The following is a 13,583-nucleotide window of genomic DNA, read 5'->3' as shown; positions in this document are numbered from 1 at the left end:
GACAGCGAAAGATTATCGGAAAAAACCCGGTTTCTGACCCGCAGTTGGTGGATTTGCTTGCTAAACTCGATCGCCAACATTCAACTCACCGAGGCGCTTCAAAATACTCAGTACCGCGTACAAATCGTTCCCCGGATTGAAAAGGTAAAACTTCCGAGAAAAAGCGTACTGCGGTGTTTCCCCCTTAACTAATTTGACAAATAGAAAATCAGCCCCATTCGTTAGCAGTCCGTAAGCCGGTCGATCGCCCGTCACGCTAGCTAACATATAAGCCAATAACTGCGGAATCCCTACTTCCAAAGAAAACGCCGCTTTCTTAGATTCGATAACTACTACCCACAACTCCCGACACAAAGCTAAAACATCCAACTGTCCCCTGACGATTACTCCTTCATCTTCGTCAATAATTTCTACAGATTTTTCTGAAGAGACGTGAAAAGGTTCGAGATAAAAATCTGCCAAATCCAAAAACGGAGACAGCACCACCATTTTGACTGTATTTTCTAGAAGTGGCGGATGTTTTAGCAAATTCCTGTAACTTGCTTTCACTCTGTCCAGCCGCTGTTTTTCATAATCGCTAATTTCTGGCAGATCGTCTTGCCACTCGCGAAAGAATTGCTCGTCCTCAACCCACTCTATTTTGAATTGGCTTTCCAAATCGGTCAGCGCGATATTTCTAGCTTGAATTGTTTGTACCATAAACTTAACTAATTTATTAAATTTGCTCTTTATTTATGATAGCAAAGGTTGCTTAAATTTTGTTAAAAGACTTGAAGTATTCAGTCTTTTAAAACAGGACATTGCTGACTGCTGAATAACGATATTGCCCGCAGTTCCCTGAGTCCGGCAGGGGTTTAAACCCCTGCCTCAAAGCAAAAGTCCTCGCTCAAGAGGACTGAGGACTAATGCATTCTTGAGTCCTCTTTGAGAGGACTTGCGCTATGAGACAGGGACTGAAAGTCCCTGGCGGGCTTTCGGGTAATGTATTCTTCAGTCCTCTTTGAGAGGACTTGCGCTATGAGACAGGGACTGAAAGTCCCTGTCGGACTTTCACACCAACACCAACGGACACAGCCACCTCCCCAGACATTTCGTGGAAAATGTAACGAGTTGTAACGTATAATTAAGGCGAAGCGAACAGAGGGCAGTAGTATTAAATGCGAGTTGCGATCGCCGGAGCCGGCCTAGCAGGGTTATCCTGTGCAAAATATCTCACCGATGCGGGTCACACCCCCATCCTCCTAGAAAGTCGGGACGTACTCGGCGGTAAAGTAGCCGCCTGGAAAGATGCAGACGGCGACTGGTACGAAACCGGCCTCCACATCTTTTTCGGTGCATACCCAAATATGCTCCAATTATTCAAAGAACTTGACATCGAAGACCGGCTGCAATGGAAACAGCACTCGATGATTTTCAATCAGCCGGAAACGCCCGGAACATATTCCCGCTTTGACTTTCCCAATATTCCCGCCCCCTTCAACGGCGTCGCGGCCATCCTGAGCAACAACGATATGCTCACCTGGCCCGAAAAAATCCGCTTCGGCATCGGTTTGATTCCGGCGATGGTTCAGGGTCAAAAATACGTCGAAGAAATGGACAAATACTCGTTTTCCGACTGGCTCAAAAAGCAAAACGTCCCCCCCAGAGTCGAAAAAGAAGTATTCATCGCCATGTCCAAGGCGCTGAATTTTATCGACCCCCACGAAATATCTGCAACCATACTGCTGACAGCCCTCAACCGCTTCTTGCAAGAGAAAAAAGGCTCGAAAATGGCTTTTTTAGACGGTTCCCCTACGGAGAGGTTGTGTCAGCCGATGGTAGACTACATAACTGAACGCGGCGGCGAAGTCCGGCTGAATGCACCCATCAGAGAGTTTTTGCTCAATGATGACAACACGGTGCGCGGTTTCCAGATTGGCGGCGTCAAGGGGGCACAGTCAGAAATTCTGACGGCTGATATTTACGTTTCGGCGATGCCGGTTGACCCGCTGAAGTTGATGATGCCGAAACCTTGGGGCGAAATGGATTATTTCAAACAGCTCGAAGGTTTGGAGGGAGTACCGGTGATTAATGTACACTTGTGGTTCGATCGCAAGCTCACAGATATCGACCATTTGCTGTTCTCGCGATCGCCCTTGCTAAGCGTCTACGCCGACATGAGCAACACCTGCCGCGAATATGCCAACCCAGACAAATCAATGCTGGAACTGGTACTCGCGCCCGCCAAAGACTGGATCGGCAAATCTGACGAAGATATTGTCGCAGCCACAATGGTCGAGTTAGAAAAACTCTTTCCCGATCAAATCCCAGAACCAGCCAAACTGCTCAAATATCACGTAGTCAAAACCCCACGTTCCGTCTACAAAGCCACTCCAGGCCGCCAAGAGTGCCGTCCCACTCAAACAACTCCGATTAGAAATTTCTATCTAACGGGGGATTATACAATGCAGCGTTATCTTGCGAGTATGGAAGGTGCCGTGCTTTCTGGTAAGCTGACAGCGCAGGCTATTTCAACTGCCAATAAAAAATGAAAAATTAAGAATTTTTCATAAAGACTGGGACTGACGCACGGGCGACCAGAAACCGGGTTTTTAGCCAAAATATTTGCTTAAAACCCTCAATCTCGGTTCAAAAACCCGGTTTCTTTGTTCAGATGCGTAAGTCCTCAAGACGTAAAAGAATCTCCTGTTGTCTCAACGGGGGAATGTCAGTTCTAATCTTTAAATTTCTTATTCTCGGATGCTGCAACTGTCAAAACTCCAGTGCATGAGAACTCTGGCCTCTTTGGATGAATCCTACGAACTGTGCCGCCAAGTCACAGCGAGTTATGCCAAAAATTTTTATTTAGGCACTCAACTCATGCCCGAAGCCAAGCGTCGGGCTATCTGGGCGATTTACGTCTGGTGCCGCCGCACCGACGAACTCGTAGACGGGCCCGGTTCTGAGGCAACGACCCCTGAAACGCTAAATTTGTGGGAAAAACGCCTAGAATCTGTGTTTGCGGGCCATCCCCACGACGATTACGACGTGGCTTTGGTGGATACGCTGTCTCGTTTTCCGATCGACATTGGGCCGTTTCGAGAGATGATTGCGGGCCAGCAGATGGACTTGTACCGCAGCCGCTACGAAACTTTTGAAGAGCTCAACCTTTACTGTTATCGAGTAGCGGGCACTGTAGGGCTGATGTCGATGTCTGTCATGGGCGTAGGCGAATCGAACTCCGCTGCTAACTGGAATTGGCACTGGGGGAATAGAATTCCCCAAGAAGAAGCCATCGCCCTCGGTATTGCCAAGCAGTTGACTAACATTCTGCGCGATGTGGGAGAAGACGCCCGCCGCGGCCGCATTTACATTCCCTTAGAAGACTTAGCCTTGTTTAACTACACTGAGGAAGATTTATTCAACGGTGTAATAGACAACCGCTGGCGGGAATTGATGCGCTTTCAGATTCAGCGAGCTCGCAAATTGTACGCCAGCGCCGAACCGGGAATTAAAGTGCTCAGTCCCGATATCCGCTGGACAGTTTGGGCTGCTACAATGCTGTACAGCAGAATCTTAAATGCGATCGAGCGCAATCAGTACGATGTGTTTCAGAAGCGGGCTTATGTTAGCAATTCTCAGAAACTGCTGTGTCTCCCCGCCGCTTGGCTGAAGTCAAAAGTGCTTTAGCTGCGGGCAATTTTGCTTCTATCTCAGTCCGCGCAGGACGTTCGGCGAAGCTCAGTCGAGCCGCGGACTTTGTTTGTATAGCCCCCGAATTCTATTCGGCGGGTTCGGGTGAATTTTTCAATTGGGCGATCGCACTTTCCAGCAATTGCTTTTCCTGCTGGAGTTTTGCTTCTAAATTTTGAATTTGTTCGCGGCGGGCTTCAACTTCGATCGATCGGCGAGACAACTCTTGACTCTGCAAAGTCAGAGACTGCCGCCACCCTTCTGCTTTCTGGGCTTCTTGCTGCAAAAAATCGGGAGTAAAGCCGGTTGTTAAATACTTCTCAACTAATTCTAGCACCCAGTTTGTAGCTGCTTGAATGTGCAAAATCTTGCTATTTTCGCCAAGATGTGCTAATACTAGCATCCCTTCATTTAAAACATTTTGAGCAAAATCTGGCGGTACTGTCAAGACAGTTTCTTGAAAAAGCATAGCCCAAGTATCATCATAATTTTGACAAGCCAGCAATTGCAGACTTATCTTACCTGAAATTTCCTTCCTTTGTACTTGGGCTAAATATAACATGGGGGTAATTGGTAATTGATAATTTGTAAGGCGGTTAGGACAAGTTGTTATATTATTGAAACCAAATTTGTAGGGGCGGGTTCACCAACCATTTACGGTAAAGATGAATAATATTATAAACCCGCCCCCGCCCACCAACAATAAAAATGTACGATGAATTTATGGCAGAGGAGGGCGGGTTTATGAGATTATTTGTGAATTTCATAGATGGTTTGTGAACCCGCCCTACAGGATTGTGGGATGTTTTTTATGAAGCAAGGCTTCACCATAAACAAGAATGGCAATAACCTGGTGAAACCCGGTTTCTTTCTAGATTTATTGTGAAAAAAAAATGTCGTAGAAACCGGGTTTCTCACCCCACACGCCACTAATGACTAATGACTCCTTAAAACAACTTTAGCCGATCGCGCAAAATTTCCGCTTGTTTTTCCGATTCCGCCAAAGCATCCCTCGCCCCCTGAACCACATCAGGAGTAGCCTTATCCACAAACTTTTGATTCGTCAAACGCGCCGCAGTATGCTTAATTTCAGCTTCTACCTTGCCCAGCTTCTTCTCAATTTTAGCGCGTAAAGCCACCAAATCGACCACCCCAGCCAGAGGAATCAAAACTTGCACAGTACCGACAACACCAGCAATTGACCCCCCTTGCCCCCCCTTACCAAGGGGGGGATTAAGGGGGGGTTCTGCATCCAAACTAGCTGTCACCGTCAGATTTTCGACTTTAGCCAAATCCTGAATGTAAACGCCTCCATCCGAGAGAATTTGGCGTTCCTTCTCGCTTTCGCTTTGCAAAATCGCCGTCACCTTCACACTGGGTTTGATATCAGAATCTGCCCGCAAATTGCGAATAGTGCGAATCGTCCCGAACAACAACTCAAACTGCTGTTCTAATTCTGGATTAATCAGCGATGGATCGGGTTCAGGATAAGCTTGCAAAGCCAAACAATCACCATCACCTGTTTGAGTCAGAGTGTGCCAAATCTCCTCAGTAATGTGCGGCATAAAAGGATGCAGCAATTTCAGAATTCCTTCCAACACAAAAGCAAAAGTTTGCTGCGCCACCTTCTTAGAATTTGGTTCAGCATCCTGCTGCAAGCGAGACTTGACTAACTCAATATACCAGTCGCAAAAATCGCCCCAAATAAACTCGTAAAGTCCTTTCGCCGCTTCCCCCAAACCGTAACTTTCCAAAGAATTGCGGCTTTGCTGCACAACTTGATAATAGCGAGAAAGAATCCAGCGATCGCACAATTCCAAACCACCACCTTCTCTCCTATCCTTATGAAGGGAGTCTTCTTCTCTCCCCCCCGAAGCTTGGGGGGGTTGGGGGGGGTAAGGACTTCCCAACTGCTGCGGAGTCTGTCCCTCCAGATTCATCATCACAAACCGGGCCGCATTCCACAACTTATTAGTGAAATTCCGCGAAGTCTCGACTGATTTCGATTCATCAGTTTTGCGATCGTACTCCATGCGAATATTTTGCCCGGCCCCAATCACTTCCTTAACCAAAGTGTAGCGCAAAGCATCAGTCCCGTACTTGCCAATCAACAGCAGCGGGTCAATACCGTTATTTTTACTCTTAGACATTTTCTGACCGTTTTCATCCAACACCAAGCCGTGAATGTAAACAGTATCAAAAGGCATCTTTCCAGTAAAATGTCCTGCCATCATCGTCATTCTAGCAACCCAGAAAAAGATGATATCAAAACCTGTAACCAAAGTAGTTGTCGGATAGTAAAAATCCAAATCCTTAGTTTCGTCCGGCCATCCCAAAGTTGAGAAAGGCCACAACCCAGACGAAAACCAAGTATCCAATACATCTGGATCTCTTGCTAGCTGGACATCCAGACCAAATTTAGCCGTAGCTTTTTCCCTAGCCTCAGCTTCAGTTTTCGCCACCACAAACGGCGTTGTATCAGTAATTTCGCCGTGAGTTTCGCTAACAGCATACCAAGCCGGGATTTGGTGTCCCCACCACAATTGGCGGGAGATACACCAATCTTTCAGCTTCACCAACCAATCGCGATAAACTTTTGTCCATCTGTCAGGAACAAAGACTGGTGAGTTACTTTGGTCTAAGGCTTCCAAAGCGCGCCCAGAAAGAGGATCGATCTTCACAAACCATTGCGTAGATAGCAACGGTTCGACGGGGACTTTGCCGCGTTCGCTGTAGGGAACTGTGTGCTTGTAATCTTCTATTTTAACCAAAACGCCGTCTGTTTCTAACCGCTTTATTACATTTTTGCGGGCAACAAATCGGTCTTGTCCTTGGAACTCTCCGGCATTTTCATTTAAAGTGCCGTCCTTGTTCATGATGTTGATAAACGGCAAATTGTGACGCTTACCCATCTCGAAGTCATTCGGATCGTGGGCGGGAGTCACCTTGACGCAACCTGTTCCGAAAGTCGGGTCAACTAATTCATCGGCAAAAATTGGAATTTCGCGATTTATAATTGGCAAAGTCACAGTTTTACCGATAAGATGTTTGTAGCGATCGTCCTCTGGATTCACCGCCACCCCAGTATCGCCCAGCATCGTTTCCGGCCGAGTCGTCGCCACCTCCAAATAACCAGAACCGTCGGTCAAAGGATAGCGGAAATGCCACAAATGGCCCTCAACTTCCTGCTGGTCAACCTCCAAATCCGACACAGCAGACTGACTCGCCGGACACCAATTCACCAAGTAATTGCCGCGATAAATCAGCCCCTCATCGTAGAGGCGGACAAAGGCTTCTAAAACCGCAGCGGACAAGCCTTCATCCATCGTAAAGCGTTCGCGCGACCAATCGACAGAAACGCCCAAACTGCGGAGTTGATTAGTAATAGTATTGCCAGACTCAGCTTTCCACTCCCAAGCCCGTTCCAAGAATTTTTCTCGACCTAAATCGTGGCGAGTTTTGCCTTCTGCTTTGAGTTGTTTTTCGAGAATAGTTTGAACTGCGATGCTAGCATGATCCGTTCCCGGCAACCACAGGGTATTGCGTCCAGTCATGCGGTGATAGCGGACGAGGACATCAATCAGCGTCTCTTCAAAGGCGTGTCCCATGTGGAGGCTGCCGGTCACGTTGGGCGGCGGAATGACGACGCAGTAGGGTTCGCCGCCTTTTTCTGGGTCAGCTTTGAAGGTTTGGTTGTCTTCCCAGTATTTTTGCCACTTGGTTTCGGTGGCGAGGGGGTCGTATTGGGGGGGTAGGTTTGCGGTCATGGGAGAGAGGGTGCTGTTTTTATATTAAGATTGTGCCACAGAAGGGAGGAGAAGAGTTTTGAACCGCATCAGTGCCAGAGTAGCTTAGAGGGAAGAGCGATATTCAAGGCGGGGTGGGTTTACTATATCTCTCATTTTCATTATATCTTGGCGAAGCTGCCCCTACAAATATTATGTAATTGAGAGGAAACATCGTAATTTTACGTTAAAATGAAGGTAAAATTAACAGGTATCATGGCATTATGAATGTAGCAGGACTTCGACATCAAATCGATCGATGGCTCGATCGACTCTCTCCAGAACATCTGGCATTGGTTGCGAGTTTTATAGAGTTTCTAAGCCAAAAGCAAGGTCAGGGGGTAATCATTTCGCAAAAAAATCTGGCAGAGGTTTTCTCAGCAGAAATCCAAGAGATGCCTGCTGCTAATTCTTTGAGTATTCCAGAACCCTCAGAAATTGACGGGGAGGGCCAATCTAAAGCAGCGCTTCTACAAGATTTTCGGCAAGCTTGGCACGAAGCCATGACTGGGCAAACCATTCCGGTTGCTCAAATGTGGGAAGGAATTGAAAATGACTGACTTGCCCTTAATTCAAGTTATAGTTTCGCCAACCTTCAATCGAAATTTACGCACTCTTGCAAAAAAATATCGCAGTATTCGCAATGATATTCAACCCATTATCGAACAACTCACACGGGGAGAGCTGCCAGGAGATCGAATTGCTGGAGTGGGTTATGCAGTCTTCAAGTTGAGAGTCCGAAATAGCGACACTCAAAAAGGTAAAAGTGGTGGCTATCGTTTAATTTACTACGTCCAAACAGCAACGGGAATCATTTTGCTGACCGTTTACACCAAATCCGAACAAGTCGATATTGCAGCAGAAGATATTCAGAACATTATTACAGAATACGAACAGCAGCAGAGCGAAGAGCGAGAGGATATCTAAGAGTTGGAGAATATTGCGCCGTAGAAGATGAAGTTTCGATATATTCAGTGGTAAAATCCTCTTAATATCTTATTTAAAAGAAGGCCATAATCCAAAACCCGCCCTCTCTTTATTGCTAGATTGGAGAACTTATAATGCAATACAGTTTACTTAACACTATTTATGCCCGGAGATCCCCCTCGCATTCCCCTCCCGGGGGACTTTAAGAGCTTCTTGTCCCCCCCTTGCCAAGGGGGGTGCCAGGGAGATCTGTCTTAAGTAAACCGTATTGACTTATAATGAGACAGCTACCGGATGAAAAAGAATTACTCGAACTGCTGGAAATGGCAAAAATAGTTGAACTGCAAATGATAGAAGTAGGTCAGATGATAACAGCGGTGGATGAGAAATCTGCAAAACGCATTGGTAAATTTAGAGAAGCAAGGTTACAGAAAAAAGAAGTTTCAGGGGTTTGAATTGAGTAAGCAAAGAGAAAACGATCGCACTTTAGGTAAATAATGTGCGAGCGCTTTCATTTCTACATCGACACCAGATATTTGATCCTCAACCTTCTAATTAAGTAATAACTAATAACTAATAACAACTGTCAACTGTCAACTGTCAACTGTTATTCTATTTCACTTCCTTGTAATCCACCCCATAACTCGTATCTCTCCCCGACAAATACGTAGTTTTCCCCGTTAAAGTCTCCAAAGTTTCTCTCGTTTTACTCGAAGTAATCGTATTCAGCGGCACTCCCAACTTGCTAGCCAAACCAGCAGCCACGCCCACGCCTTGTCCTTGATAAATATTCACTGTGGCAATTCGCCCCACCGATACCGCCATACCGACATAGCCGGACGATCGCCCTACAATAGCCAAATTACTCACTTTGCTAGCCAAAGCGCTCTCTATCCCAAAATTATAGGTCGGCAGCGGCGGAATTCTCGATTCCAAATCCTTGACTCCGCCCCGCAAGTCGAAATCGTAGGAAAAACTGCCGATCGACTTTTCGGGCGATGTTCCCCCTTTGATAATCTCTTTCCCCGTCAGCGGATCTACCACATCCCGAACGTTCAAAGTTTGTCTGATATAAATCTCTTCCGGGATAAATACTCTCACATCTTTACCAGACTTTTTTTGCAGCCATTCTTGCAGATGTGACATTTCTTTAACCATCTCGGGAGTCGGTTTTCTGCCGTTAGCTTCCATCTTCATTATCTGGTCAACTTTGTATTTAAACAAAAACCCGTTCCACGACAGCGAATTATCTTTATAAGCGCAAACATTGGCTTTGTCAAAGAAGAATCCTTTATTTTGAGTAAACGGCAGATTTCTGTCTACGTGATACGCAGCTCCTAGAGCTACGCTTCTGATGTCGTAGCCGTCTCGATATGGCTGATAAATCGTACTCCAGAAATTCCTCATCCAGAATTCTGCACTGGCCGGATCTTTATATTTGGTAATGGTTTCTTTAATCTTTTCTACTAAAGGGGTGTTGTAGAGTATGTCATCTTCTATTTTGCGGAAGTCGGACATCGTTAGACCCGTAATTGTCGGGACTACAGATACAGCTAAAGTTTCATTTTTTGATTTAATATTTTGCGATTCATATCCTGTATAATAAGATAATCCTGCTTTTCTTGCCAGTTCCGCGTCTTGAGTTACATCAATGAAAGAGTTGGCTTGAATTTTTATATTACTTTCTTTGACTTCGGCATATTCTATTTTTTTATCGACTACGTGAGGAGTAAGAGTTGAGTGGGAAATAACTTTAATTCCGGCTTCCGAAAGCATCTCTTTGAGAGCTTTGTCTGCCTGTTTTGGTTCTAAGCAAGATTCGGGGACATTCGCTTTATCTAAGAATTCCCGGAAACATTGGGCGTAGGGTTGGCGGTACCAGTCGGGGATTTTGTCTAAATCGACGTAACCTAAACCGCCGCGGGTGAGTACGCCACCCAAAAGAGCAGTTGCGTAGTTCGATCGCACAACAGCAACTTTGCCCTTTTCACCTAAAGTCTTTTTTGCCCATATAGCCGCACATATCCCCGGCACTTCATCGCCATACACTACTACATCAAACTTTTGATCCGGTGATTTGTGGGGTTCTGCGGCGGGCGGGCTGCTGGATTTGTGACGCAGAGTTTCGGTGTCTGATGTGGCGCTGGCTGGGTTTCTGTGTGTGATGTCATTGGCAGCTTGTTGGAAGTGCCCAGAGTCAACTAAAATTTTTACGGCTGCGAAGAAGATTGCGATCGAAGCTAATTTCTTGAAAGTAAAGGGCATTTAGTTGACTCGTTGATAATTTTGGCATACCTGAAAGCGCTGTTCAGGGTTTACGGAGTTGAATATAGCACTTTTAGGTAAGTTTGGCACAAGTTTAATTTTTTGGGGAACACTTGTTAGCGGTTTTGTCAGTGTTACTACTGGGAGAGGGAGGGGAATTGATGAGGGTAAGGATGCGAAGGGCGATCGTACTTTATGACTCCCGACTTTCCCAGCCGCTTGTAATGTGATACTGAGAGGGAGGAAAGGGCGAGATAGTAACCCGAATGATTGACTCAGTGGTAAAGTGAGATCGAGCTGAGGTATGCCGGAAACTTGAGGAGGTACAAACAAGTGACAGCACAAACACAGGTGACGATTGAAGAGATTGATGAAACATCCCCCCATTTAGAAACTGTTATAGCCCTAGGTGATGCCAATAAAAAAACTCTGGGGTTTTTTACAGAAGGTGCTTTTCGCGAAAGTGCAAGAGATCGCGTGATACTTATAGCACTCAATCCTCAAAAAAATTGCATTGGCTATTTGCTTTACCGACCAGTGCGTCGCAGCAACATTATTGTTATCGTTCATCTCTGCGTCGATCCTGCATATCGCGGTCGGGGTGTTACTAAACAGCTAGTCAATTCCCTCAGCCAAAAGACTCAGAATTTTTATGGAATTCAACTCAAATGCCGTCGCGATTATGGAATAGACAGAATGTGGGAAACATTGGGTTTTATTCCTCTTAACGATCGACCTGGAAGAAGTAAGGAGGGTAAACTGCTTACTGTTTGGTGGTTGGATCACGGTCATCCAACTATATTTTCTCAAGCTGCTGCACAACAACTTGAGTCTAAAATTTGTGCTGTTATCGATACAAGTATTTTCTTAGAATTGCACGAAAATGAAGATATTGAAAGCGCCGAATCAGACTCTCTACTTGCTGACTGGTTACAAGATTATTTTGAATTGTGTATTACCGATGAGATTTTTAAGGCAATAAACGCGATCTCTGATGTCCATCTCAGAAAGCGTAAACGCCTGTTAGGGGATACTTTTACTAAAATCCACTGCGATCGGCAGGCACTTGAAACAAAATTTAACTCTCTAAAACGTCTAATTACCAGTATCAATCTCGATGAAATAAACGAATCATTAGTTCGTCAATTAGCACAAGCTATTGCTGCTGATTACTTAATTTTTTTAACTCGCGAACCCAAAATATTAGCTTTAGCAGATGCCCTCTATGAAAACTTTAGTTTGGCAATTATGACTCCTACCGATTTAATTGTTAAACTGGATGATGTTCGCAGAGATACTCAATATCAACCGGTACGGTTTGTAGGCATACAGAATCTCACTATTCAACTAATTGATAGCAAATTTGATAAATTACTGTTAACTAACTGTTTTTATGCGGTTGATAGGCTCGAAAAAGTAGCCGATTTTCAGAAAAATCTGCGCCAGATAATTTCCAATCCCGACAAATTCAAGTGTCATGTCGTTTTAGATGGTGAAAATCAACCCCTTGCTTTAATTGCCTATTGCCAACATAAAAATCACGAATTAGAAGTTACAATGCTCCGAGTTAGACGCGGTGTTCTAGCAGCGGCACTTGCACGGTACTTACTTTTCCACTCCATATCAGTGTCAGTAAAAGAAAACAGGCAATTTACGAGACTTATTGACCCGTATCTCGATGAAATTGTTATAGAAGCTATTCAAGAAGATGCTTTTGTTCGAGTTAATGATGGGTATTTAAAGGCAAATCCGCCTGTAGCAGAAACAGCAGCAGATATGTCTCAACAACTGGCAAATCTAGCCAAAATAGGGGAAGAATATAATTTTTGCATGAAAATTGCAGAGACCCTTAACACTCGCGAATTAATTCAAGATACAGGAACGATGGCAGAGCTTGAGCGTCGGCTTTGGCCTGCTAAGATTATTGATGCTGACTTGCCTACTTTCATGATTCCCATTCAACCCAGATGGGCCAAAGACTTATTCGATGAAGAGTTAGCTAAGCAGTACATTTTTGGCTCTAAAATTGAGCTAGCGCTAAAACGGGAACTTGTATATTATAGAAGCAAGTGGGCTAATGGTGGACTCAGACCTGGTGCTATTGGTAGAATTTTATGGTACGTGAGCTCCAATTCATCATTTACTCTTGGGACAAAAGAGGTTAAAGCTTGCTCTAGACTAGAGGAAGTTATCATAGACAAGCCGGAAAAACTCTATCGACAATTTCGCAGCTTAGGAGTTTATGAATTAAAAGATTTAATAAAAATAGCCAAAGACGAACCAAACGCAGATATCATGGCGATAAGATTCAGCCACACTCAGCTTTTTCCTCACCCATTGACATTAAATAGAATTCAGGGAATACTGGGTAAGCAGACAACGGTTCAAAGCGTATTTAAGATTTCCAAAACAGATTTTGGAATCATCTACAAAGAAGGAACCGCGACCTAGAAAGAGGATGATCACAAATGTCAAATATCTTATTATTATCTATTCGTCCCAAGTACGCAGATAAAATATTCAACTGTACCAAAACAGTTGAACTGCGTCGCGTCCGCCCTCGACTATTGAATGAAGGAGATATAGTTTTAGTATATGTTTCATCTCCCGAACAAGCTGTAGTTGGTTCCTTCAATGTGGATAACATTGTTGAAAAACCGATCGGAAAACTTTGGGATGAAGTTGAAAAGAGAGCAGGAATTAGCAATGAAGAATTTTACGATTATTACAAAGGTATAAAAGTAGGTGTAGGCATCTTTTTAAAAGATATTCGTAGGTTTAGTCAGCCAGTAGAGTTACATCGTTTAAGAAACAAGTTACCTAACCTTAAACCGCCGCAGAGTTTTCGATACCTGACACCTAATCAGTTTAACATTGTCAATTCATTAGGAGAACGTTAGAGAGGAAGTGTTGCTGAAACATATTAAATAATCG

Annotated in this window: 11 protein-coding genes; 7 read left to right on the top strand and 4 right to left on the bottom strand. The window is 44.7% G+C overall.

Going from position 1 to position 13,583, the window contains the following annotated elements; all coding sequences use genetic code 11:
* Positions 1-60: 60 nt before the first annotated feature.
* Entirely contained in the window at positions 61-699 is a 639-nt protein-coding gene (locus tag QUB63_RS30915; RefSeq protein ID WP_332949198.1) for a restriction endonuclease subunit R, read from the bottom strand.
* Positions 700-1,157: 458 nt separating this feature from the next.
* Here QUB63_RS30915 and pds point away from each other — a divergent pair, with 458 nt between their 5' ends.
* Together pds and crtB are read left to right on the top strand one after the other, a co-directional pair.
* The gene (gene pds, locus QUB63_RS30910) at positions 1,158-2,531 is read left to right on the top strand and encodes a 15-cis-phytoene desaturase (protein WP_332949197.1); all 1,374 of its coding nucleotides are present in this window, start codon (positions 1,158-1,160) and stop codon (positions 2,529-2,531) included.
* Positions 2,532-2,739: 208 nt separating this feature from the next.
* Positions 2,740-3,669 (top strand): 15-cis-phytoene synthase CrtB, encoded by a 930-nt coding sequence (gene crtB / locus QUB63_RS30905; RefSeq protein ID WP_332949196.1) that lies wholly within the window; start codon positions 2,740-2,742, stop codon positions 3,667-3,669.
* Between the two features lie 91 nt (positions 3,670-3,760).
* Here the strand turns inward: crtB and QUB63_RS30900 are convergent, their stop codons facing one another.
* Positions 3,761-4,234, bottom strand: coding sequence for a hypothetical protein (locus QUB63_RS30900; RefSeq protein ID WP_332949195.1), 474 nt, complete (start codon positions 4,232-4,234; stop codon positions 3,761-3,763).
* 385 nt (positions 4,235-4,619) lie between these two features.
* Complete coding sequence (locus QUB63_RS30895; RefSeq protein WP_332949194.1) at positions 4,620-7,439, bottom strand: valine--tRNA ligase; 2,820 nt, start codon at positions 7,437-7,439, stop codon at positions 4,620-4,622.
* Between the two features lie 242 nt (positions 7,440-7,681).
* On the opposite strand from QUB63_RS30895, the gene QUB63_RS30890 reads away from it, so the two are divergent.
* From QUB63_RS30890 to QUB63_RS30880, 3 genes are all read left to right on the top strand, one after another.
* Positions 7,682-8,017: a hypothetical protein gene (locus QUB63_RS30890; RefSeq protein WP_332949193.1), complete on the top strand. Its 336-nt coding sequence runs from the start codon at positions 7,682-7,684 to the stop codon at positions 8,015-8,017.
* Entirely contained in the window at positions 8,010-8,384 is a 375-nt protein-coding gene (locus tag QUB63_RS30885; RefSeq protein ID WP_332949192.1) for a type II toxin-antitoxin system RelE/ParE family toxin, read from the top strand. The genes QUB63_RS30890 and QUB63_RS30885 overlap by 8 nt, the downstream gene beginning before the upstream one ends.
* 278 nt (positions 8,385-8,662) lie before the next feature.
* The gene (locus QUB63_RS30880; RefSeq protein WP_332949191.1) at positions 8,663-8,839 is read left to right on the top strand and encodes a hypothetical protein; all 177 of its coding nucleotides are present in this window, start codon (positions 8,663-8,665) and stop codon (positions 8,837-8,839) included.
* A 157-nt stretch (positions 8,840-8,996) separates the two neighbouring features.
* Here the strand turns inward: QUB63_RS30880 and QUB63_RS30875 are convergent, their stop codons facing one another.
* Positions 8,997-10,649 (bottom strand): FAD-dependent oxidoreductase, encoded by a 1,653-nt coding sequence (locus tag QUB63_RS30875; protein ID WP_332949190.1) that lies wholly within the window; start codon positions 10,647-10,649, stop codon positions 8,997-8,999.
* A gap of 333 nt (positions 10,650-10,982) precedes the next feature.
* On the opposite strand from QUB63_RS30875, the gene QUB63_RS30870 reads away from it, so the two are divergent.
* Both QUB63_RS30870 and QUB63_RS30865 read left to right on the top strand, forming a co-directional pair.
* Positions 10,983-13,100 (top strand): GNAT family N-acetyltransferase, encoded by a 2,118-nt coding sequence (locus QUB63_RS30870; RefSeq protein WP_332949189.1) that lies wholly within the window; start codon positions 10,983-10,985, stop codon positions 13,098-13,100.
* A 17-nt stretch (positions 13,101-13,117) separates the two neighbouring features.
* Entirely contained in the window at positions 13,118-13,549 is a 432-nt protein-coding gene (locus QUB63_RS30865) for an ASCH domain-containing protein (RefSeq protein WP_332949188.1), read from the top strand.
* Positions 13,550-13,583: the final 34 nt, after the last annotated feature.

This window comes from Microcoleus sp. ARI1-B5 (assembly GCF_036705795.1).
In the GTDB taxonomy this organism is placed as follows: domain Bacteria; phylum Cyanobacteriota; class Cyanobacteriia; order Cyanobacteriales; family Microcoleaceae; genus Microcoleus.
This window is presented reverse-complemented; position numbering and strand designations above follow the sequence as displayed.

Bases quoted from the DNA above. Each gene is read 5' to 3' on its own strand.
- QUB63_RS30865 (WP_332949188.1), top strand. From the start codon at position 13,118: ATGTCAAATATCTTATTATTATCTATTCGTCCCAAGTACGCAGATAAA.
- QUB63_RS30885 (WP_332949192.1), top strand. From the start codon at position 8,010: ATGACTGACTTGCCCTTAATTCAAGTTATAGTTTCGCCAACCTTCAAT.
- QUB63_RS30875 (WP_332949190.1), bottom strand. From the start codon at position 10,649: ATGCCCTTTACTTTCAAGAAATTAGCTTCGATCGCAATCTTCTTCGCA.
- QUB63_RS30880 (WP_332949191.1), top strand. From the start codon at position 8,663: ATGAGACAGCTACCGGATGAAAAAGAATTACTCGAACTGCTGGAAATG.
- QUB63_RS30895 (WP_332949194.1), bottom strand. From the start codon at position 7,439: ATGACCGCAAACCTACCCCCCCAATACGACCCCCTCGCCACCGAAACC.
- pds (WP_332949197.1), top strand. From the start codon at position 1,158: ATGCGAGTTGCGATCGCCGGAGCCGGCCTAGCAGGGTTATCCTGTGCA.
- crtB (WP_332949196.1), top strand. From the start codon at position 2,740: ATGCTGCAACTGTCAAAACTCCAGTGCATGAGAACTCTGGCCTCTTTG.
- QUB63_RS30915 (WP_332949198.1), bottom strand. From the start codon at position 699: ATGGTACAAACAATTCAAGCTAGAAATATCGCGCTGACCGATTTGGAA.
- QUB63_RS30890 (WP_332949193.1), top strand. From the start codon at position 7,682: ATGAATGTAGCAGGACTTCGACATCAAATCGATCGATGGCTCGATCGA.
- QUB63_RS30900 (WP_332949195.1), bottom strand. From the start codon at position 4,234: ATGTTATATTTAGCCCAAGTACAAAGGAAGGAAATTTCAGGTAAGATA.